23 protein-coding genes and 1 pseudogene are annotated in these 21,256 nt (G+C 64.7%); 8 read left to right on the forward strand and 16 right to left on the reverse strand.

The window, feature by feature from the left end; translation table 11 throughout:
* Positions 1 to 176: 176 nt before the first annotated feature.
* The 3 genes and pseudogenes from DPQ23_RS13770 to DPQ23_RS15485 all read left to right on the forward strand — a co-directional run.
* Positions 177 to 713: pseudogene (locus DPQ23_RS13770) on the forward strand (IS30 family transposase); the annotation flags it as partial.
* 220 nt (positions 714 to 933) lie between these two features.
* Positions 934 to 1,992 (forward strand): AI-2E family transporter, encoded by a 1,059-nt coding sequence (locus tag DPQ23_RS13775; RefSeq protein WP_240602794.1) that lies wholly within the window; start codon positions 934 to 936, stop codon positions 1,990 to 1,992.
* A 183-nt stretch (positions 1,993 to 2,175) separates the two neighbouring features.
* Entirely contained in the window at positions 2,176 to 2,385 is a 210-nt protein-coding gene (locus DPQ23_RS15485; RefSeq protein ID WP_162630754.1) for a hypothetical protein, read from the forward strand.
* 42 nt (positions 2,386 to 2,427) lie between these two features.
* Here DPQ23_RS15485 and DPQ23_RS13780 read toward each other — a convergent pair whose 3' ends face one another.
* The 4 genes from DPQ23_RS13780 to DPQ23_RS13795 all read right to left on the reverse strand — a co-directional run bounded on the left by DPQ23_RS13780 (position 2,428) and on the right by DPQ23_RS13795 (position 6,228).
* Positions 2,428 to 2,727 carry a MerR family transcriptional regulator gene (locus tag DPQ23_RS13780; protein ID WP_338067059.1) on the reverse strand — a complete coding sequence of 100 codons (300 nt, stop codon included), beginning with the start codon at positions 2,725 to 2,727 and terminating at the stop codon, positions 2,428 to 2,430.
* A 108-nt stretch (positions 2,728 to 2,835) separates the two neighbouring features.
* Positions 2,836 to 3,255 (reverse strand): cytochrome c, encoded by a 420-nt coding sequence (locus DPQ23_RS13785; RefSeq protein WP_112875368.1) that lies wholly within the window; start codon positions 3,253 to 3,255, stop codon positions 2,836 to 2,838.
* Between the two features lie 128 nt (positions 3,256 to 3,383).
* The gene (copM, locus tag DPQ23_RS13790) at positions 3,384 to 4,751 is read right to left on the reverse strand and encodes a CopM family metallochaperone (protein ID WP_240602796.1); all 1,368 of its coding nucleotides are present in this window, start codon (positions 4,749 to 4,751) and stop codon (positions 3,384 to 3,386) included.
* Between the two features lie 1,021 nt (positions 4,752 to 5,772).
* Positions 5,773 to 6,228: a c-type cytochrome gene (locus DPQ23_RS13795; protein WP_112875370.1), complete on the reverse strand. Its 456-nt coding sequence runs from the start codon at positions 6,226 to 6,228 to the stop codon at positions 5,773 to 5,775.
* A gap of 117 nt (positions 6,229 to 6,345) precedes the next feature.
* Here DPQ23_RS13795 and DPQ23_RS13800 point away from each other — a divergent pair, with 117 nt between their 5' ends.
* The 3 genes from DPQ23_RS13800 (at position 6,346) to DPQ23_RS13810 (ending at position 8,601) form a co-directional block, all read left to right on the forward strand.
* A complete protein-coding gene (locus DPQ23_RS13800) occupies positions 6,346 to 6,546 on the forward strand; it encodes a heavy-metal-associated domain-containing protein (RefSeq protein WP_112875371.1) in 201 nt (66 codons plus the stop codon).
* 264 nt (positions 6,547 to 6,810) lie between these two features.
* Positions 6,811 to 7,308, forward strand: a complete 498-nt coding sequence (locus tag DPQ23_RS13805; protein ID WP_112875372.1) for an SRPBCC family protein — start codon at positions 6,811 to 6,813, stop codon at positions 7,306 to 7,308.
* 33 nt (positions 7,309 to 7,341) lie between these two features.
* Positions 7,342 to 8,601 carry a phospholipase D-like domain-containing protein gene (locus DPQ23_RS13810; RefSeq protein ID WP_112875373.1) on the forward strand — a complete coding sequence of 420 codons (1,260 nt, stop codon included), beginning with the start codon at positions 7,342 to 7,344 and terminating at the stop codon, positions 8,599 to 8,601.
* A gap of 145 nt (positions 8,602 to 8,746) precedes the next feature.
* On the opposite strand, the gene DPQ23_RS13815 is transcribed toward DPQ23_RS13810, so the two are convergent.
* The 9 genes from DPQ23_RS13815 to DPQ23_RS13845 all read right to left on the reverse strand — a co-directional run bounded on the left by DPQ23_RS13815 (position 8,747) and on the right by DPQ23_RS13845 (position 16,274).
* Positions 8,747 to 9,802, reverse strand: a complete 1,056-nt coding sequence (locus DPQ23_RS13815; protein WP_112875374.1) for a type II glyceraldehyde-3-phosphate dehydrogenase — start codon at positions 9,800 to 9,802, stop codon at positions 8,747 to 8,749.
* A gap of 53 nt (positions 9,803 to 9,855) precedes the next feature.
* Positions 9,856 to 10,488: a methyltransferase family protein gene (locus DPQ23_RS13820; protein WP_240602798.1), complete on the reverse strand. Its 633-nt coding sequence runs from the start codon at positions 10,486 to 10,488 to the stop codon at positions 9,856 to 9,858.
* Between the two features lie 48 nt (positions 10,489 to 10,536).
* A complete protein-coding gene (locus DPQ23_RS13825) occupies positions 10,537 to 10,821 on the reverse strand; it encodes a DUF2933 domain-containing protein (protein ID WP_112875375.1) in 285 nt (94 codons plus the stop codon).
* A gap of 31 nt (positions 10,822 to 10,852) precedes the next feature.
* Positions 10,853 to 13,189: a heavy metal translocating P-type ATPase gene (locus DPQ23_RS13830; protein WP_112875376.1), complete on the reverse strand. Its 2,337-nt coding sequence runs from the start codon at positions 13,187 to 13,189 to the stop codon at positions 10,853 to 10,855.
* A 59-nt stretch (positions 13,190 to 13,248) separates the two neighbouring features.
* Positions 13,249 to 13,425, reverse strand: coding sequence for a hypothetical protein (locus tag DPQ23_RS15490; RefSeq protein ID WP_162630755.1), 177 nt, complete (start codon positions 13,423 to 13,425; stop codon positions 13,249 to 13,251).
* Between the two features lie 73 nt (positions 13,426 to 13,498).
* Positions 13,499 to 14,143 carry an RNA polymerase sigma factor gene (locus DPQ23_RS13835; RefSeq protein ID WP_112875377.1) on the reverse strand — a complete coding sequence of 215 codons (645 nt, stop codon included), beginning with the start codon at positions 14,141 to 14,143 and terminating at the stop codon, positions 13,499 to 13,501.
* Positions 14,144 to 14,145: 2 nt separating this feature from the next.
* On the reverse strand, positions 14,146 to 14,787 hold the full coding sequence (locus DPQ23_RS13840) for an RNA polymerase sigma factor (RefSeq protein WP_162630756.1): 642 nt from the start codon (positions 14,785 to 14,787) through the stop codon (positions 14,146 to 14,148).
* Positions 14,788 to 14,863: 76 nt separating this feature from the next.
* A complete protein-coding gene (locus tag DPQ23_RS15495) occupies positions 14,864 to 15,232 on the reverse strand; it encodes a hypothetical protein (RefSeq protein ID WP_162630757.1) in 369 nt (122 codons plus the stop codon).
* Between the two features lie 112 nt (positions 15,233 to 15,344).
* On the reverse strand, positions 15,345 to 16,274 hold the full coding sequence (locus DPQ23_RS13845; protein ID WP_112875379.1) for a 1-phosphofructokinase family hexose kinase: 930 nt from the start codon (positions 16,272 to 16,274) through the stop codon (positions 15,345 to 15,347).
* A 604-nt stretch (positions 16,275 to 16,878) separates the two neighbouring features.
* Here DPQ23_RS13845 and DPQ23_RS13850 point away from each other — a divergent pair.
* Complete coding sequence (locus DPQ23_RS13850) at positions 16,879 to 17,313, forward strand: EF-hand domain-containing protein (RefSeq protein ID WP_112875380.1); 435 nt, start codon at positions 16,879 to 16,881, stop codon at positions 17,311 to 17,313.
* A 117-nt stretch (positions 17,314 to 17,430) separates the two neighbouring features.
* The gene (locus tag DPQ23_RS13855; RefSeq protein WP_112875381.1) at positions 17,431 to 18,453 is read left to right on the forward strand and encodes a hydroxyacid dehydrogenase; all 1,023 of its coding nucleotides are present in this window, start codon (positions 17,431 to 17,433) and stop codon (positions 18,451 to 18,453) included.
* A gap of 145 nt (positions 18,454 to 18,598) precedes the next feature.
* Here DPQ23_RS13855 and DPQ23_RS13860 read toward each other — a convergent pair whose 3' ends face one another.
* From DPQ23_RS13860 to DPQ23_RS13870, 3 genes are all read right to left on the reverse strand, one after another.
* Positions 18,599 to 19,138 (reverse strand): hypothetical protein, encoded by a 540-nt coding sequence (locus DPQ23_RS13860; RefSeq protein ID WP_162630758.1) that lies wholly within the window; start codon positions 19,136 to 19,138, stop codon positions 18,599 to 18,601.
* 230 nt (positions 19,139 to 19,368) lie between these two features.
* Positions 19,369 to 19,584 carry a hypothetical protein gene (locus tag DPQ23_RS13865; protein ID WP_112875383.1) on the reverse strand — a complete coding sequence of 72 codons (216 nt, stop codon included), beginning with the start codon at positions 19,582 to 19,584 and terminating at the stop codon, positions 19,369 to 19,371.
* Positions 19,585 to 19,597: 13 nt separating this feature from the next.
* The gene (locus DPQ23_RS13870; protein WP_162630759.1) at positions 19,598 to 21,256 is read right to left on the reverse strand and encodes a cbb3-type cytochrome c oxidase subunit I; all 1,659 of its coding nucleotides are present in this window, start codon (positions 21,254 to 21,256) and stop codon (positions 19,598 to 19,600) included.

The following is a 21,256-nucleotide window of genomic DNA, read 5'->3' on the forward strand; positions in this document are numbered from 1 at the left end:
GCGGAGGTCTCCGCCCGACCCGGCCATGCTCCGGCGGGTCCAACTGCGACATTTCTAAATTGCCCCGACAGCGACACATTAACTTGGTGACAACACTGTCTGTAGACGGGGGACGCGCTATCCTGAAGTGCGACTTTTGATGCCAATCATGACCTTGGCAACGAAAGGACACGGGAATGAAGGTTCGCTACTCTCACCTCTCCCTGGCAGAGCGCCGCCGGATCGAACGCTGGCGCCACGCGAAGATGAGCCCTGACGAGATGGCGCACCGGCTTGGCCGGCACCGCTCCACCATCTTCCGGGAACTTCGGCGCAACCACTTCCACGACAGCGAGGTGCCCCGGCTCAGTGGCTACTGGTGCATCGTGGCGCAGAGCCTGAGCAATGGCCGGCGGATACGGCAGCGCAAACTGATGCGCGAGCCCCGGCTGCGCGACCAGGTCGAGCGTTGTCTGCGCGCCGGCTGGACGCCCGAGCAGATCGCTGGCCGCATGCGGCACGAGCAGGCTCCGATCCGGGTCTGCCACGAGACCATCTACCGCCATGTCTACTCCGAGGAAGGCCGTCGGGGCGAGTTGTGGCGCCACCTGCCCTCCGGCCGTCGACGTCGGCGCGGCTATCGGCTGCGCAAGCGCCCCCCGCCGAAATTTGCTCCTGAACTCAGCATCCTGTTCCGCCCCGATGTCATCGCCCATCGCAAGGAGTTCGGGCACTAGCGCGTCCAGGTCCAACTGCGACATTTCTAAATTGCCCCGACAGCGACACATTAACTTGGTGACAACACTGTCTATTGCCTGCCGGTCCGTCGCGGATTGATCGCGGGCCGGATCGCGGACTAGAACGGCAGCCATCCATCACGGCAATGGAAGATGCCGCTTCCCCGTGACGGCCCGATCTCCCGGCCCGCCCGGGTTGCCACCATAACCGCCGCACATGGGCCATCCGATGCAGCGCCGAACGATCGAAGGCATCAGCTTCGTTTCCACGATGGTGCTGGTCACCCTGGCCTTCATGTGGCTGCTGCTGCCCTATTACGGCGCGCTGCTATGGGCGATCATCCTGGCGATCCTCTTCTATCCGCTGCACCGGCGTCTGCTGCGCTACTCGGGCGGGCGCCAGAATCTCGCCGCGGCGCTCAGCCTCGCGGCCTGCATCTGCCTCGCCGTGATCCCGGGGGCGATCCTCCTCGCCTCGCTGGTGCGGGAAGCATCAAGCCTTTACGCGCGCATCGGCACGCCCGGATTCCACCTTGCGTCCGGCCTGCAGCACTTCTCCGACCTGCTGCCCGACTTCGTTATCGACGGACTCGCGTTCCTCGGCATGGACGATCTTTCCGAGCTGCAGCGCCGCGTCACTTCGGTCTTGGGTCAAATGATGCGCGGCATTGCGGCGCAGGCAGTCGTCATCGGCCAAAGCACGGCGCAGTTCGTGGTCGGGCTGGGCATCATGCTTTACGTGCTGTTCTTCCTGTTCCGCGACGGCCCCCGGATCGCGGCGGTGATCCGGCGGGCGAGCCCGCTCAGCGACAGCCACACCCGGCGGATCTTCGAGCGCTTCGCCTCGGCGGTGAAGGCGACGGTCAAGGGCAACCTGACGATCGCGCTGGTCCAGGGAACGATCGGCGGCGTGACGTTCTGGCTGCTCGGGATCGGCGCGGCCCTGCTGTGGGGGGCGCTGATGACCTTTCTGTCGCTGCTGCCGGCCGTGGGCGCGGCGCTCGTCTGGGTTCCGGTGGCGGTCTACCTGCTGATGACCGGCGCCTATGGACGGGGCATTCTGCTGCTGGCGGTGGGCGTTCTGGTCATCAGCACCATCGACAACCTGCTGCGGCCGCAACTGGTCGGCAAGGACCTGCGCCTACCGGACTACCTGATCCTAGTCTCGACCGTCGGAGGGTTGGCGCTGTTCGGCATGAACGGCTTCGTCATCGGCCCGCTGATCGCGGCCCTGTTCGTCGCGGTCTGGCTGCTGTTCGTGGACGAGCAGAACTGATCGGAAGGTGTTGCTGAGGCCGGCGCTCTGGAGAGGGAGCGCAAGATGGCGTCGAAACGTCAATCGGAGTGAAGATTTGCACTCTCATCTCTCTTGGCGAAGCGCTGTAGGATCGAGTGCAAGCGGGGTTCTCCCTGTTCGCCGCCTGACGCATCCGGCGATATTTGGCGCCATGATGACACGATGCTGACGGACTATATCCGCTGGGGTAGCGAGGCGGTCCTGGATAACATGGACGTCCCCATGACATGGGGCATGCTGGCTCTCGCCGCCATCCTCGCGTTCATCAAGTCGAGTTCGACGCGACCGCATCCCCGCCGTCCAGGCGGAGCGGAACTGCAGCTAGAGCCGGCTCGGGTCCGGGCAATCTCCTGCCAGCGCATGGAGGATTGAGCACCCCGGCTGCCCGTCGCCGGCACAACTCTGGACGAGATGCTACAAGGCCACACGCAGCTGCGACAGGTCAGCCAACCTTTCCTCGACCTGGGCAAGATGGCGCGTGGCGATCTCGCGCACGTTGGCGCTGCTGCGGCTCGTCAGGAGATTACGACAGCCCTGCAGCGAAAAGTCGAGTTGCCGTGCACGGCTCAGGAACTTCAACTGGTGGACATCATCGCGGCTGAAATGGCGGTAGCCGTTCGGCCTGCGCTGCGGGTTCCAAAGACCGATCTCCTCGTGATAGCGGATCGTCTTGGGGATGAGACCCGAGGCACGGGCGGCTTCGACGATGTTCATTCCAGTCCCCTTTGCCCTGAAGGATGCGACTTGCACGCTGACCACGGTTGCGCCCGAGCCAGCCTGGACAGGCCGTCAATCGGCACCAAGTTGCCAAAGATCAGCGGTTTACCGAATGCCGTTCGCAACCTGGACCTCGCGCACGAAGCTGATGATGCCGGCCAGCTCTGGATCCGTGAGCCCCGGAACCGGGGCCATGTTTCCGAACGGCCAGTGATGGGCACGCACCCCGTTGCGTGCTGCCATGACGAAGGCCATGTCGCTGTGGTGGCTCGGTTCGTAGATCTTGTGGATCAGCGGTGGCGCAATCCCCGCCCGCCCCTCGGCATCGTTGCCGTGGCAGGATGCGCAACTGGCGGCGAAGACCTGCTGGCCGGCCTGGGCTTCGGGTGACAGCGTGGCCGGCATGGTTACGGCAACAAGAGCCTGGCCCTCTTCTGGCGGCCTTCCGGCATCGGATTGGCTCCAGAGCCACCAGGCGCCGCCCGTGGCAATCGCGGCAATCGCCACAACATAAGTATTTCGCATGATCTCTTTCCTCTGATCGGCTCGCGCTGAGGAAGAGCCGCGCGAGCGGTGCCGGAGAGGCTAAGTTTGGTGAGGTGGCCTTGATCGGACTGGCGCCGGGATACCCGGCGCCAGATTCTGCGATCCGGTCAGTTTGACGGTCCATAGACGACGCCGTTCGGGCGGTCGCCCACCGGCACCGATCCGAGCACCTCCTGACGCGCGACGTCGATGACCGAAACGCTGTCGTCCGCGATGTTAGTCACGAACACGAAGGCGCCGTCCGCCGAGGCCGAGACACCATGCGCGCCAGGACCGGTTTTCAGCGTCTTGGCAACCTCACCGGTCGCCGTGTCGATCACCGACACGGTGTCGTTCGGCGCGGCCTCGGTCCCCTGGTTGGCGACATAGACCTGCCTGCCATCTGGGGTTGCGATCATCTGGATCGGATTGGGACCAACCTCGATCCTGCCCGTTACCTCGCGCGTGGCGGTGTCGATGACCGCCACGCGGTTCTCGTCGCGCAGCGAGACATAGACCTTGCCGCCGTCCGGGGTGAAGCCGACCTGGACCGGGGCGGCTCCGACGGGGATGCGTGCCGCCTCGGTCAGGCCGGCCGTGTCGATGACCGAGACTGAGCCGTCCTCGACATTGGCGACGTAAAGCTCGGTTTCGTCCGGGCTGAGGCGCATCCCGTGCGGAGAGGCGCCGGTCTCGATGCGGGCGGTGACGGCACCCTGCGCCAGATCGACGACGGCGATCTCGTTGCTGCCCGACAGCGAGACGAAGGCACGCCCCTGCCGGTCGGCCACCACATGGGCGGGATGCGAGCCGACCTCGACCTTAGTCGCCTGTTGCGAGAGATCCTTGGGATCGAGCACCACCAGAAGGCCGCCGACAGTACCGCTGTCGGCATGATCATGTCCGTCGTCCCCGTGGCCGCCACTGGCCGGTGTGCCGACCGCCAGCAGGAAGCGCCCGTCCGGCGTCAGATCGACGTTATGGGGCGACAGGGGCAGAGGCACCGTGGTCACGGATCCCGTTCCCAGATCGATGGCACTGAGGGTGTTGCCTCCTTCGTCGGCGGAATAGACTGTTCCGCTCGTCGGACCCAGATTCAAGGCTGATGGAGTGCCCTTCTCCGTCAGCCAGGCTTCCATCTCGGCAATCTCGCGCTCCTGCGCCGCGATGATCTCCTCGGCCCATGCCTTGGTCTGCGGATCGTCGCCGTATTTCTGCACGATCCGGGCCATGTCGATCGCGCCCTGATGATGCGGGATCATGCCCCGGACGAAGGCCGTGTCGGGATCATCGGCCATGATGCCCTCCATCATCGGCCCGTGCATCGCGTCCATGGAGTCCACATAGGCGCGGGTGAACTCGGGAACGTTCCCGTCGGCCGACGCCGCTCCGGCAGCCTTCGATGCATCGGCCGCATCTTGCATCATCCCGCCCTGCATCATCTGCTGCATGGCGGTCATGCACTCGGCAGGCATGGCCTGCATCATGGTCTGCATCTGGTCCGGCATACCCGGCATCGGCATCGTCGGGGCAGCAGGGGGGGCGGCCTGTTCCTGCGCCTGTGCAGGGTGGTGGGTGTCATGCCCGGCTTGTGCGAGGGCAACAGTCGGCAGCCCCGCCGCGAGGCCAAGGGAAAGGGCGATTGCAGTTCGTTTCATTGCTGTTCATCCATGTCGGGGAAACGCGGCATCACACAGCACACGCGCAGTTCCCGAGTGATCGTTGATGTCCGAAGGACGTTATCGGCCTGTCGGCCGAAGCAGCCGGAAGGCGCGGACCTCTCGGTCCCGGAACGCCTTCACGCGGCAGCGGATGAACGTGGTGGCCGCAGGATCCCCTTGGGCATCCGCCCCAGACGGTCTGCCAGGATGCTGCGAGGGGCCTCAACGTTGGAAGGCGGATGAGCCTCCGTGCTCTCGGGCAAAAGGGCGGTGATCGTGCAGAGCTGATTGCAGCAGTCGTCCTGAGAACCTGGCCCGCTCCCGCTGGAGCCGTCCTGATCCCCGGAAATCGTCCGGGCACAGCCGGACGACGCATGGGAGTGATCGCAGCCCTGGTCCAGGCTCGCGGCGATGGCCGGCTCGGCATGGACCGTGTGTCCTGCCGGAAGAGCGTGGGCGCCGGCCTGCAGAGCCAGGGCGGCGAAAGCCACGATCAGCCATGCGGTTGCCAGCCATTGCCTCCAGCAGCCGCGAAGCCTCATGCCCTTTGTCATACCCCTGCTCATCAGACCGTTCGTTCTCTTCCTCCTGCCCTTCAGGAAGCGGGCAAGCATCGATCATCTGTCAATGCTATGATCACACGTAGTATCGCAAGATGACACCCGAAAACGGCCAAGGCAGGTTGCGACATGATGCCGCCTGCCAGACAGTACCAAACAACCGCTCAGGACATCTTCTGGTCATAGCTTTGCTCTCTGCAGCGGCGACGCATTCGTGATCACGCTGACCGACGACAGCGCCATGGTAGCCGCCGCGATGACAGGGGCCGAAGGCTTGTCCCTGACCCGAGCGGCGCCTAGCCGCCGTTCCGTTTCGCCTGGATAGCGCGTATCCGGTCAGGCCAGCGCGACTTGATGAAGGCGAGGATGGCGGCGACATCGCCGTCATCCAGGATCTCACCGAAAGACGGCATGCCCGATGTCATGGCCACACCCATGTCATCCAGCACGGCCTGACCGCCGCGGCGGATGTAATCGGTCAGCATGGCATCGTCATGGTGCCAGGTATGGCCGGTCTCATCGTGTGGCGGAGCGGGTAAAACCCCGTTGTCACCGGCGATCTGCCAGTCCGGTTGTCCCTCCAGCCCGGCTCCGTGGCAGGATGCGCAATGCTCGGCATAAAGCGCACTTCCGCGCTGCAGATCGGAGGCCCGGCTGGAGAACCACACCGCCCCAGCAGCCAAGCCAGCGATGATCAGAACGATCAGCCCTCGCGCCAACAAACCACCGGCATGGGAACGTCTTGCAGCCATGCCGGGCAGATTGCGGCGGTTCGCGCAAAGGTCAAGATTCCGCGGCGAGCGTCCCTTGACCTTCCCGCGCTGGAAGCTCCCATCTTGTCAGCCATGATAGGAGCCAAGGAAGGTCTCATGCGCTTTCATATCCCCGACATGAGCTGCGGCGGCTGTGCCCGCAGCGTCACCCGTGCCATCGAGTCCGTCGATGCGGATGCGCGTATCGCTATCGATCAAGACAGTCGCACGGTCGAGGTGTCATCCGATCTGCCGCCGCAGCCGTTTGAAGCCGCATTGGCTGTTGCAGGCTACCCTGTGGTGCCGGCTGCCGGCTGACCGTCCGCATCCACCAGTTCAACCCAGCGGGAATGTCGCCTCCGCCGGGTCCTCAGTTCACCTCAAGGAACGTCCCAAACTTCAGACCGACGCGAAACAGGGATACATGTCCCAGGATGGCCGGGCTGAGCCGTGCCGCGGCTTATTCGTAGCGATCTGAGCTCCGAGCGGGCAGTTCTATCCCGCGTCATTTGCTGCTGCGTGCGACCAGAATTGCGACGATGGTTGGCGCTGTTGTCCAGAGCTTGCAAGGAAAGAAAGCAGGTGAGCTATTCCTTCTCACGGGCTGCCGAGACAACAGTGGATGCCCGGCCAGAGGCCGTCTTCTCGATCCTCGACAATCCCCTTCGGCTCGGACGGCACATGACGAAACCTTCGGCCATGATGCTGGGTGGATCCATGCGCTACCGCCTCGACGCTGCAGAGGGACGAGCGGTTGGGTCGATCATCCGAGTTGACGGCTCTGTTCTTGGCCTAACGCTGTTAGTCGTGGAACGCGTCATCGAACGGCATCCACCATGCGGAAAGATCTGGGAAACCATCGAGGAGCCGAAGCTCCTGGTGTTTGGCGATTGCCGCCTCGGTTTCGAGGTTGTGCCGGACGGGCCGGGAAGCCGGGTTTGGCTGTTCATCGCCTACAATTTGCCGCGAACCACCACGGGACGCCTGCTCGGACCGCTCGGCGCTCCGGTCTACGCCCGCTGGTGTCTTTCGCGCATGATCGCCGTGGCCCGGGAGGCGCGTGCCGGGGAAGTGGTCTGAACTGGACCCTACGGCTCGATCCCGTGGGATGTCATGGTAGACAACGTCGGACCGGCAAAGGAGCCTGCGAAGAAACGAAGGTACCGGATGTTCATTCGAGGCAGCCAAGAAGGTTCAATCCGAGGGGGCAAAGCCCCCAAAAATGGCGGAACCCAGCCGCAGAACGAGAGTCCGCAGCATGAAACCTGGATCTGCATCCCGGCTCTGAACGAGGGCCGAGGTGCCTTCAGGCTCTTTGTCGAGGGCGACGAGCTCTACGAGGAGATGGTTGCGGCAATCGAGCGCGCGGAAAGCAGTGTCCGCCTGGAATCCTACATCTTTGCAGATGATGAGGTGGCTGCTCGCTTCACCGCTGCGCTCGCCAGGAAGGCTCGTGCCGGCATTGACGTATTCGTGCACCTCGACAGCTTCGGTTCAGGGCTCCGGCCCCGTCGACCTCTGCAGAGCGAACTTGAACGCGCTGGCGTCCGGTTCCGGTGGTTTCATCCATTCCGACTCCGGCGGCCGCTTCAGTACCGGCAGCGCAACCACCGCAAGCTCCTCGTCGTGGACGATCGGGAGGCGTTCCTGGGCGGCTTCAATATCGAACGCCTTAATTCTCGCGCGCTCCACGGCGAAACACGCCAGCGCGATAGTCACGTGCGCGTGGGAGGCGAACTCGCACCCTTGGCCGCCGCACTGTTCGATCAGCTCTGGCACCATCGGAGACAGCCTGTCGCCGAGGCTATCCCCGAAAACATGGCCGGCATCGAGGCGTTGCTCGTGCCCAGCTATTCCCGCCATTGCCAGCAGCGGCTCGCCTGCCTGCACGTCGGCCTGATCAGGAACGCGCGCCGGCACGTGTATCTCACCTCGCCTTATTTTGGCCCGGGCACGATCGTCGAGACAGCGCTGCGATCTGCAGCGACCCGAGGCGTCGATGTTCGCCTGCTGCTACCCAGGCGGAGCGACCCGCTGGTGGCCGGCTGGGCGACCCGCGCCGCGTTCGAGCCGCTCCTGAGGGCCGGAGTGCGGATCTACGAGTATCTGCCGCGCAAGCTGCACGCCAAGACGTCCGTCATTGACGGAGAATGGGCCGTCATCGGGTCGGCAAACCTCGATTATCTCAGCCTGTTTGTTAACCAGGAGATAGTCATGTTGGCGCGCAACCGGACATTGGCCGGGGCACTACGGACTCAGTACCAGTGGGATCTCGATGACGCCGCGGAAGTAACCTTGCCTCAGTGGCGTCGACGCGGCTGGGGTGTGCGCGGGCTGGAGACAATCGGGCGGGCGGCGCGCCGGCTCCAGTGAGTGCGGCTGCGGCGCAAGAAGCACGAGCGCCGCATATCCTCGTTCATGAAATCGTGATCCGAGCGCATGGTGCGCACGCTGCCCTGTTCAGCGCGCAGACCCCTGCCGCCGCCACAACGGACCATCGCCGAAGTTGTGCCGGGCCTCATCCCTGGCCGAGCGCATCAGCGATCAGGCCAATGCCGAGCGCCGCGTTGGTCTTGAGGATGGAACTGCCGGGCTCGCGGATGGATCCGGTGAGCGCCCGAATGGCGTCGATCGTCTCTGGGATCACAATCGCCTGATTGTCCACCATGTAGGCATAGAAGAGTTCGTCGCCCTCGACCTTCAGCATGTCGGCCCAGAGCGCGACCTCATACAGGTTGTCGTGCGACCGACCGAGATCGGCCATCAGCTCCTTGACCGTATTGAGCGCCGTCAGTCCGGCGTCGAGACGGATCAGGGCGATGCGAGAGGAGGACCGAAAGGCATCCAGCACCTCTTCCTTGCTGGCGTGGCGGTTCATCTGCACCGACCAGTAATGCAGGTGGGCGAGGGTTTCCGGAACCTTGACGGCCATGGTGACGACGTCGAGATCGGGATCGACGCTCTGTGCGTCGGGACCCTGATGGCTCGGGATCTCCGGCTCGGGCACCAGCGTGTTCATGATCCCACCCTCGTGGCTTTCCCAAGGGTCGGTGGCACGCCGGAGCAGCGTTCCCCGCGCGCGGCGCAGCAGGCCCGCACGTTTCAGCGCGGCCAAGGTTCGAACCGTCGCAGTGGTGTTGCAGGAAACGACACGGGTGCTGTCGCGGTCGAGGGCGCCGGCATAGTTCACCTCGGCCACGAAGGAGTGGCCTGTCAGCCCGTGCTTCTCGCCGCCTTGGAGGATGAACTTGATGCCACGCTGCCGGTAAAACTCGACGTTTCTGGCCGCGACCCGCTTCGGTGTGCAGTCGACGACCAGATCTGCCGCATCCAGCAGATCATCAAGAGTTCCTTCGACTGCAAGGCCCGCATCGCGCATGGTCTGCATGTGCTCGGCAGAGCCGCCGAAGAGGCGGAAGCCCTTCTGCGTGGCCATACGGGGGCGCCAATCGGTTGCAATATCCGCGACACCGGCGATCTCCATATCATCCTGCCGAGCCACGGCCTCGGCGACGCGCTTGCCAATGACACCATAGCCATTGATGGCGACGCGGGTTTTTCCACTTGGGTTCATTGTGTCCTCACCAAGTTCTGTTGTCAGGGGTCAGGGTTCAGGGCGGCGAGGAGCTAGGGATACTGCCGCCCGCCGCCGGGCCCTCGACCGGCCACGGGCGAGAGCTTCGGGACGAAAGCCGGCACCTCGGCCATGTAGCGTGAGTAGGCTTCCCCGAACTCAGCCAGGGCTTCGCGTTCCTCGGCGCGGGCGAGGCGCGAATACATGACGACAAGCACCGGGAACATCAGCAGGGTGAGCAGGGTCGGCCATTGCAGCAGGAATCCGAAGAGCACGAGAACGAAGCCGATATACTGCGGATGCCGCACATGGGCGTAAGGGCCGGTGGTCGCGAGCGCGTGCCGGCGCTGCGCCTCATAGAGAACCCTCCAGGCCGCCGAGATCATGAGGAAGCCGCCGCCGATGAAGACGAAGCTCAAGACGTGGAACGGCCCAAAATGCGGGTTGGCCTTCCAGCCGAACAGCATTTCCAGCAGATGGCCGGCATCGTGCGACAGCCAGTCCACTCCAGGATAGCGGCTCTGCAGCCAGCCCGAGAGAAGATAGATCGTCAGCGGAAAGCCGTACATCTCGGTGAAAAGCGCGACGAGGAAGGCACTGAACGCCCCGAACGAGCGCCAGTCGCGCGCAGTCTGCGGCTTGAAGAAGCTGAAGGCGAAGAGAATGAAGATGGCCGAGTTGAGCACAACCAGCTACCAGAGCCCGTAGGCAGGCGCAGTGTCCGTCATTGCCGATCACCTGTCCGGTTTGTGGTTGGGGTCACGGGGCGCCGCGTCGTCTGCCCGATCGTCTCGGCCGGCATTTCCACCGTGCCCGCCATGGCCTCCATGCGCGCCATGCATGAAGAAGTGCATGCCTCCGCAGAACAGCAACAGCAGCAACAGGGGTCCCGCCCCGACCAGATGCGCCCAGTGCTCGGCAATCAGGAAGAAGCCGCCGACGCCAAGAAAGCCCAGGAGCACCAGGTTGGTAGGGGAAGCGAAAAAGCGGCGCAGACCCTCATGTTGATTGCTATCCATGATCCGTATCCTTTGTTTTGATTCCGCCGGCTCATCCAACGGCTAACGACTGACCCGTCTCGGCGGCCGAAATCCGGCCGTTGTCTACCCCGTCCAGCCGGGTCCGCTTGAGGAGGAGCGCGTTGACTGCCACCAGGGCCGAACTGCCCGACATGGCCAGGGCCGCCACCTCCGGGCTGATGACCAAGGGGTAGAACACGCCCGCCGCCATGGGGAATGCCACGACATTGTAGGCGACCGCCCAGAACAGATTCTGATGCATCTTCCGCAAGGTGGCCCGCGACAGTGCGATGGCGGCGACGACATCGTAGGGGTCGCTCTTCATCAGGACCACATCGGCGCTCTCCATTGCCACATCGGTGCCGGCCCCGATGGCGAAGCCGACATCGGCCTGGGTCAACGCCGGCGCGTCGTTGATGCCGTCGCCGACCATGCCGACGCGCTTGCCCTGGGCCTGCAGCTCCTTGATCTTGTCGGCCTTCTGGCCCGGCAGCACGTCAGCGAGCACCATTGAGATGCCGAGCTCGCCGGCGATCCGACGGGCGGTACCCTCGTTGTCACCGGTCAGCATCGCCACCTCGACACCGCGCTCGCGCAGGCGGGCGACGGTGGCCTTGGCGCTCGGCCGCGGCGCATCGGCGATGGCGATCAGGCCCAGCAGACGGCCGCCCCGCGCCACATGCACCACGGTGCGCCCCTCGCCCTTCAGCCGTTCGGCGTCGGCGGCGAGCCCCCCAAGATCGATGCCCTCCGCATCCATCAGACGGCGATTGCCGACGAAAACGGTCTCGCCCTCGATCTCGGCCTGGGCTCCCATGCCTTCGCGGTTGAGAAAGCCGCTGGTCTGCGGCACGTCGAGCTCCTTGGCGCGTTCAACGATCGCCAGCGCCAGCGGGTGGTCCGAGCCGCGATCGACCGCCGCCGCGGCGCGGAGCGCGTCATCCTCCGGGTGACCCTCAGCCGCGACGATCCCGACGACTCGGGGCGCGCCCATGGTCAGCGTGCCGGTCTTGTCGAAGACGATCACGTCGAGCTTGGTGGCGTTCTCCAGGGCACCCGCGTTCTTGAACAGGATGCCATGCGTCGCTCCGAGCCCGGTACCAACCATCACCGCCATCGGCGTGGCGAGCCCCAGCGCATCGGGGCAGGCGATCACGAACACGGTGATCGTCAGCGTCAGCGCGAAGAGCAGCGGCTGGCCGATCCACCAGAACCAGACCGCGAAGGTCGCGAGCCCGATCACGATGGCGATCACCACCAGCCATTGCGAGGCGCGGTCGGCGAGGAGCTGCGCGGGGGCCTTGGAGTTCTGCGCCTCCTGCACCAGCTTGACGATCTGGGCGAGTGCAGTATCGGCGCCGACCTTGGTCGCGCGATAGCGGAAGCTGCCGCTCTTGTTGATGGTGGCACCGATCACCAGGTCGCCGGGCGCCTTCTGCACCGGCATGGACTCGCCTGTGAGCATGGACTCATCAACCAGCGACTCGCCCTCCAGGACCTCGCCGTCGACGGGGATCTTGTTGCCAGGCCGGATCACCACGGTTTCGCCAGCCTGGACCTGGGCCGTCGGCACCTCGACTTCGCGTCCGTCGCGCAGGATTGTCGCCATCGGCGGAGCAAGGTCGAGCAGTGCCCGGATTGCCGCCGAGGCGCCGGCGCGCGCCCGCATCTCCAGCCAGTGGCCGAGCAGGATGAAGACGAGGAGCACGGCAACCGCTTCGTAGAACTGCACGCCGTCGAAGAAGAAGGTCGCACCGACGCTGAACAGGTAGCCGGTGCCGACCGACAACACCACCAGCACCGCCATGTTGAGCACGCCGTTCCTCAACGCTCGCCCGGCAGCGGTGAAGAATGGCCAACTTGGATAGATTATCGCTGCAGTCCCCAGGAAGAACAGCCACAGGTCGAGATCGAGTCCGAAGGGCGGCGCCGGCGGCGTGAACATCCCGCCCATCGGCGAGTAGATGAAGAGCGGCACGGTAAAGGCGAGCGCGATCCAGAAGCGGTTGCGCATGTCGCGAACCATCGCCGCCATATCCATGCCGGCGCCGTGGCCCATCTCGTGGGCCACCTGGTCCCGTGCGGGTGCAGTGCCGTGTTCCTCATGCGCAGCGCGCGCTTGCGTGGCGTCCGGGGTGCAGACGTGACGCGGCGTGACCTCGCCACGACAGCGAAAACCGCACGAACCGATGATCCACTGTAGCCGTTCGACGCTGGTGGCGCCCGGGTCAAAGTCGACTGTGACGCTGCCGGAGGCAGGATTGGCCACCGCCCGGCGCACGCCCGGCTCTTGCCGCAGCTGCTTCTCGACCCCGAGATGGTCGAGTTCCTCGAAGAGGCCACCGACCTCCAGTGTCACCGTGCTCATGGGCCGACCTCCGGCAGTCGCTTCAAAGCCTGTTTTCCAGGGCTCGCGTTCGACTGGGATCAGCCACCGCAGCAGCCCTTCGACTCGCTGCTGGCTGCTGGCTCCGCTTTCGGCGCTTCGGCTGGCGCCGGCGCCGCCACCTTCTCAGACTGCGCCGTGTTGGTTGAGGCGGCCTTGCCTCCGCCGCAACAGCATCCAGCGGCCTGATTGGCGCTTGATTTCACTTCGGTGGTCATCGTCGTTCTCCTCGACTGGCGCGATGCGCCTGGTTCTTGGTTCACTTAAAAGGACGCGGAAGAGGCGCGCGCATTACAGCTCTTCGCCCTTGCGGGCATTTGCGTACCGGCGCCGGGCACGTACGGCCTCCTCGCAGCCGCAGTCGAGATAGCCGTGCACCGGACAGGTCAGGCACATTTCCTCAAGCCGCCGCTTCAGCGCCTGCCGGGCGCGGTGCAGCCGTACGCCGAGCGCGTTGAGCGTGATGTCGAGATGTGCCGCCACCACCTCCCGCGTCTCCTCCATCAGGTCAATGCGCCAGATCACTTCGGCGTGTTCGGGTTTCAGAGTTGGCAGGAGCTTGTAGAGGCAGTTGCAGACCGCCTCCTCCAGTTGGGGATCGGGCACGGTGGACAATCCGTCGAACTGCTCCGGACTCATGGCCGTCTCCCGTTTTCGCTGCCGCGCGGCCTGCCGCTGATGGTCTGCAATGCTGGAGGCGAGGATCCGGCTCAACCAGCCGCGGACAGTCTGGACATCGCGCAGATCCCCCGCCCGCGAGAGCGCCCGGAGCACAAAGGTCTGAAGTACGTCCTCGGCCTCGTCGGCGCTGCCGAGCCGCCGCCACAAGTATGCCAGAAGCTGCCGGCGGCTTTCGACCAGCGTCTGGCGTACGGCGGCATCCGAGGTCGGCTTGACGCTCTGGCCGGCCTCCGCCTCGTGATCGGGAGCCTTCATTGTCACCTCCGCCCCATCAGACGCGGCGACGGCGGCAGTCTTACACTCGCCGGGACCCCGCCCGTGCCTGTACAGTCGCAGCTTTGGAAGCCGCCGTCGCAGCACCCCGCGCACCGCTCCTCCAGCTTCGTCTTCAGCGCCCGGCGGGCGCGATGCAGGCGCACGCCGACATTGTTGGCCGTCATCCCCAGGTCCGCCGCGACCCTCTCGCGCGGCGCTTCGTCGAGATCGCCGCGGCGGATGATTTCGGCGTAGTCCAGCTTCAGCGCCGGCAGGACGTCGTGGACGCAAGTGCAAGGTGTCGCGACCGGCTCCGGATCGACCGCCGCTTCCCTCGGTTCGAGCGCATAGCCCGCCTCGGCCCGCTGTCGCGTGGCGCGGCGGCGATACTGGTCGGTCAGCGTATTGCGCAGGATGCGGCCGAACCAGGCGCCGATGTTCTCGTTGTCCTGCAAGGTATTCGCCGCGCGGATCACCTTGAGCGAGAACTCCTGCAGCGCGTCCTCGGCATCTTCGGGACAGGCAAGGCGACGGCGAAAATAGCGGAGGAACTCGCTCCGGCATTCAATCAGCTGACGTTCGACCACGCTATCGCGGGCGGCTAGGTTCTTCGGGTGGGGTAGGTTACGGAAGAGTATGGACATCGTAGGTGGCTCCAAGCGCATGGAATCGATAAGTTCCGTGGTGCCGCCGGCGCGGGGACGCGCCGAAGATCACCGCTCAGGCGTTCGCTGGGAGACGAGGCGGGCGGAAGATGCCGCCAATTGATTGCGATATTTTGGGCAGCGTAGGTTCGATTTGCCGCTCACCGGATTTCTTGAGGGGTGCGGGCAACGCCGGAGCAGGCTCGGCAAGATAGACGCATGCGACATTTGCGTGGCAAGATACGAGCGGCGCCGCATCGGTATCACTCCGGTCCTCTACGGACTGCGCAACCTCCACCACCAGCATCGACTGCGCGTGGGTGGACGTATCGTGCTGAAAATCGAACATACCGCCGATGACGACCAGCAGACAGAGCAGAACGACCCAGCCCCACGCCCTTGCAGGCCGGTTGCAGTTTAATCTCTGTCCAAGGCTCGCGCGCATTGACATCGCCTTACCATGAAGCACCAGCGGCGGACGGCACACATTGATTTTGATCAAATCGCCGCAAAGCTGCAAGCCTGCCGCCGGTCTCGAGACGCAAGCCCTGCCCGACCTATCCGTGCTCTTGGATCTCTTTGTACAGGCGCTCGACATCCTCCCGTTGGGAGAGCCCTGTCCCGGCTGAAAGTACCGCCGCGGCGCCTGCCGCCATTCCGTAGGCGAAGGCATCCTCGACGGAGCGCCCCTGAGCCAGCCCAAGCGTCATTGCGGCAAGGAAGCTGTCACCGGCGCCGGTTGCGCTCTTCACCGGCACCTGGGGCGGTGTCAGGCGCAGGGATCGCTCAGGCGTGACCAGCAACGCACCGTCTCGCCCCAGCGTCAGCGCAACGATCTCGGCCGCGCCCGACGCTACAAGATCGCGCGCCGCTGTCTCCTGATCGGTCGCCAGGGGAAGCTTGCGCCCGACAAGCGACTCGAACTCGCCCAGGCTTGGCTTGATCAGGTGCACACCGTCGCCGATCCCGGCCCGAAGCGCGGCACCGGAGGTGTCGAGCACCAGCTGGATCCCCTTTCGCTGCGTGATCTCCCGCACCAAGGCATAGAAGCCTGCGGGTACGCCACGTGGCAGGCTGCCGCTCGCCACAAGATAGTCACAGTCGATCTCGTCCAGCGCCGCCAGGCAGGCGCGCCATTCGGCCTCAGCGACCAGCGGCCCTTCGGGCACGAAGCGGTATTCCAGGCCGCTCGACCGCTCGAAGACTGCATGACTGATCCGGGTGTGATCAGTGATCGGGAAGCGTCGCCGGGGGATCGCCGCGGCGGCGAGAAGATCGTCGAGGATGGCCCCGGTCGCACCGCCGGCGAGATAGAGCGCGAGTGTCGATCCGCCCAGCTCGCGCACTACGCGCGCCACGTTGATCCCGCCTCCGCCGGGATCGTAGCGCTCGTCCACGGTCCGCACCTTGTGAATGGGTCGGACGGTCTCAGCTTGCGCGGACCCGTCAATCGACGGGTTGAGGGTGAGCGTGACAATGGATTTCATTTGGCTCCCTCGAAAGGTGTCGCGAACCTGCGAATATGGTACGCCGGTCGACGCGCCTATGAGACAGACGCATCGCATCGCGCTGCCTTACCTCGCGTGATTGCCGGCCACCGTAGCTGAGTTCCCTATGTGGCACCCCGCCCAGGTAACGCCGGGCGCGGCGTGCATTGGCAGTAGCAGGTGTGATGTCGCGTTTCTCCCGTTGGCCGTTGCGCTCGGGTGAAAGCCCGGTCGAGTGGAGCCTGAGAGGCACAAGGGCTGACCAGCCGGCAGCCTAATGATTGTAACTTGACTGCCTCCCTTGCTCTCGATTCTGCGCCTGTTCGTCATCTTGTGCCTGCCGGCGGCAGTGGCATGCCGATCAGCTTCGTTCCTCACTGCACTTCGTGAGTGCCGCCGCAGGGCAGGTTCCCATTCCCCCCTTCCCCGCCTCGATCGAGGGGGTTGAGCCTCTCTGGCAGTGTAAGAAGCGATGACCGTTTGCGTCTATCAGAAAGACCGAAACGGTTGCGGCCCAAACAGACGGCCAAGCCGGCCGGCTGCTTGCATGGGCGCGAGCTCTGGCCCGGAGTCTCTGGGCCAAGAACAGGAATGGAGAACCACGATGAAGAGATCCCTTGCAATTCTCGTTGCCTCGAGTTTCGCACTCGCAGCCGTTGGCGCCAATGCCGGGCAGCACGACCAGGACCAGTCCGGCATGATGGCAGACGGCGGCGGGCAGCCGGGTGGCATGATGGGCCAAGGCGGCATGATGGGCCCAGGCGGCATGATGGGCCCAGGTGGCATGATGGGCCCAGGCGGCATGATGGGCCCAGGTGGCATGATGGGCCGAGGTGGCATGAGCCATGCCATGATGCTCAAGATGATGGTGGCGCTGGCGGACACGAACAACGACGGGGCATTGTCGCTCGAAGAGGTCCAGGCCGTGCACGCGCGAATGTTCAACATGGCCGACGGCGATGGCGATGGTCAGGTAACCATGGAGGAGATCCAAGGCTTCATGCAGGGCGGCGCGACGGCGGCTCCGCAGGCTCGGTAGCCATCCCCGTCCTACGACGGCGGTCAAGGGCCCGGCGGCATGAAGCGGCCGGGCCTTCTCTCCCTTGGCGTGATTGCAGCCCCGACTGTCCAGTGGGGCGCGTTCTTGGAGCAGCGAATGAAGATTACCATTTTTGAGGCCGAGGAATGGGAGCGGCGGGCCTGCCAGCGGCTGCAGCCGGCGCATGTTGTGAGTTGCACCGCCGAAGCCCTGGACGCAGGCAGCGCCGAGACGCATGGCGATGCGGAGATCGTCAGCACCTTCGTGAATTCGCGGCTTGACAGTGACGTGCTGGCGAAGTTCCCCGATCTGAAGCTGATCGCCACGCGCTCGACCGGCTACGATCATATTGACCGCGATTGGTGTGCCGCGCATGGCGTGACGATCGTCAACGTACCTGATTACGGTGATGCGACCGTGGCCGAGCATGCCTTTGCCCTGCTGCTCGCCGTGGCACGCAACCTGATCGAGGCGGTCGAGCGCACCCGCCGCGGGAGTTTCTCCCAGTCCGGGCTGCGCGGCTTTGAACTGCGGGGCAAGGTGCTTGGCGTCATTGGCACCGGGCGGATCGGTCTGAAGGTGATCGAGATCGCCGGCGGCTTCGGCATGAACGTTCTGGCCCACGACCTGAGCCCCGATGCCGAGGCGGCGGCGCGACTTGGATTCCGCTACGATGATCTCGACGCGGTTCTGAGAGCGGCGAATGTGCTGACGCTGCATGTGCCGGCCACGCCCACCACGGCCGGCCTGATCGGCAACCGTGAATTTGCGCTGATGCAGCCGGGCGCGGTACTGATCAACACCGCCCGTGGCAATATCGTCGACGTTCCGGCTCTGGTTCGGGCGTTGGCTGACGGGCGGCTCCGCGCCGCAGGGCTCGATGTATTGCCGCAGGAACCGCTGATCCGTGAGGAAGCACAGATCTTTCGGGGTGCCTTGTCTGAAGGATATGACCTCAAGGCCCTTGTCGCGAACCACGTGCTCCTGCGCTTTCCGAACGTGATCGTGACACCGCATATCGCCTACAATACCGAAAGCGCCGTCCACCGGATCATCGACACAACACTTGCCAACATCGAGGTCTTTACCCGCGGGCAGCCGCAGAACGTGATCGCCCCGCCGAGCCAGAGCAACGGATAAGGCGCGGGCCGCACTCTGTCGTTGGTACTGGAGCAGGAGGATCGAGGGAGGGCAGGCGCCAGTGTGCCGGGCGTTGTCATCAGTACCTGACCAATGAAGCGCTCGCCAAGAAGCAGCATGCTTCATCCGGAATGTGACCGCAGTCTTACGGCTCGCTTTCATTCTTGGGCCGGACTTCCACAGAAGGATCTCCGCCACGCCGGAGCGAGAAGGCTTGGAGGCCGAGGGTGATCACGCCGGCAATCCAGGCGAGCGCGGGGACAAGAAGCACCCACCGGAAGTCCGAGGCGATCACGAAATTTATTCCGCTCATGAGAACGACTGAGAACAGCCCGGCGCTGGCGAGAAGCAGCAAGGTGATCCTCGAAGGTCGTCCCCCACGAGAGACGAGGTAGACTGCCAGGAAAGCCAGCAGCCCGGTTGCCACTGCGTGTCCGCCTAAAACAACAAACACGCGATTGAGCCAGGTGGCCAGTTCCGGCGCGGAGCGGGAGACCTCGGCCAACGTGCCGCCAATGAAGCGCTCATCTTCCGGGAGAAGAGTTGGCCGCAAGCCAATGAAGTATACTCCCATTCCGATCTGAAAAACGGCACAGATGGTCAGCAGGCCGAGACCGATCACGCTTGCTGCCGAGCCTCCTCTCCTGGACTGGCTGTTATCCACTTCCGTCGATTCTCCCTCCACGGGATTGCCGTTGCTACCTGCTCAGACCCGCAACTGGGGGCCGCAGTCTGCTTTTCTGCGTCGGGTCAAGGTCGAGGCATCACGCGCGTCCGTACCTGGTTCACCCCGACCTTGGCATCCTCCAACCGCGCTCGACCGCCTCGTCTGCTGGCGTCCCGAGCCAGCAGACGAGCACCGTTCTTCACAGGCGGCCCCGAACAAGTACAGCCTGCAACCAGTTCGGCCGAGCCTCAGGGACGGCGGTCAACGTCCGTGACCGTTCCAAGTGCCCGGGAACGGCGGACAGAGCGCTGCAGCAGAACGGCAAGGCCCAAAAACAGCGTCGCGCCAAAGCCCCAGACGCGGGCGTAGCCGATCATGTCGCCCCAGGGTGCCAAAGCATAGACCAGCGCCAGCAGTGCCCAGACCACCGCCACGCCTGCAACAAGCCAGATATCTTCATTCATCGCCTTTTCTCCTTCAATGCCCCGACCCGCCGACGGCGGTCACAGGCAGGCTCTGCATCAGTTCGAAGCCCAGTGTCGTGAAGCCATACATGGCCAGCACGATCACCAGCATCGCGATGGGTCCGGTCCAAGCGGCCACCCCTGCGCGCAGCGGCACCGCTCCCAATTCAGGCACCGGCAGTGCCAGCTGCGGCGCGGTTGCGCTGCGCTTCGGCACGATGGCCGCGGCAACGCCCGCCGTGAACACCAGAAGTGCCAGTGCCATCAGGCTGCCCCCCACGCCCATGATGGCCATCAGAGTTTGCCACAGCACCGGGGCCTCGCCGCCGTAGCTCACCTCGATCACCCGCCGCGGCACGCCGAGATAGCCTGCCGCCACCCCTGCGCCGCCAAAGAGCAGGAGCCCGGCCATGGCAAGCCACGGCATCAGCCGCATCAGGCCCGGCCACGCCAGCGCCCTTCCACTGAGCGCGGGCAGCATCACCGAGAACGCCGCCAGCAAGGTCATGCTGACGGTGCCGACAGTGAAAAAGTGGAAATAGCCCGGAACGAAGAACGTATCCGAGAGGAGAGGCGCCAGCTTTTCCTGGATGAGGACGAAGGCCAGCACGATCCCGAACGCCATGCTGATCACCGCGACGCCTGCGGCCGCCATCGCCGGCTGTCGCCAGGGCAGCATCCTGATCCAGCCGAAAAGTCCTCGGGCGCCCCGGGACCGGGCGTGCACTTCGAGCGAGGCGACAATGATGAGAAACGCGGTCAGCGTCGGCACCGAGACGAACAGCGAGAGCAGCGAGCCCGTCACCTTCACGGCTCCGGGCAGGCTGGGTTCGAGGAACATGTGATAGAGTGACGTCGGTGGCACGAAGACCAGATACATGGCGAAGACGATCTTCGAGAACCGAGCCCCGAACACCGACTGCACCCTGGTCAGGGCCTGCATCAGCACGTACCACATCAGCACAGTGGCCATCAGCGGCAGATAGTGCAGGTTGTGAAACAGGATGTGCCAGTTGGTCGCCTGGGCGACGGGGAATGCCCCGATGCCCAACGCCCAGAACGCACCGGGCAGGAAGGCATGCAGCGCCGCGAATCCTGTCACGATCAGGAATCCTGCCCAAGCCAGCAGCGCGAAGCCGACCGCGCTCAATCGGTCGCGTCCACCTCTCCGGAGGGAGCGCAAGAGGGTCGCGATCGCGGCCGCCGGGGTCAGCATCAGACCGAGCCCGAGCAGGATGTAGCCGAGATTGAACACCAGGAGCGTGCCCGGCTCTTCTTCCAGCAGCGCGGGTGCGCCGTCGTAGAGCGGCGGTATGCCCATGTAGGCGCCGGTCAGGCTGAAGCCGAAGCCGAGCAGCATCAGAAGCCCCCCGACCACGGCGCTATTATGCCAGGCCAGACCGCCCCTGTCCTCGATCGCCGCAAAGCCCAGAAGCAGCGCGACCTGTGCCAGATAGAGCCAGTAGAAGAAGACGCTGACGCCGTGGAGCGTCAGAAAGCGGTAGCCGGAGTCGGGCTCCACCTCGATAAAGCCGGCGCGGGCCAAGGCGGTCAGCACACCGCCGAGAATGCCGAGCGCCAGCGCTGCCAGCGCAACTGCCGCAACTGCCAGCAGCAGGACGCGGTCGCGCGATGGCAGCGCGACGAAACGCGTGGTGAGAGTTTGTGACAT

The sequence above is a fragment of the Paracoccus endophyticus genome (assembly GCF_003286075.1).
Lineage (GTDB): Bacteria > Pseudomonadota > Alphaproteobacteria > Rhodobacterales > Rhodobacteraceae > Paracoccus > Paracoccus endophyticus.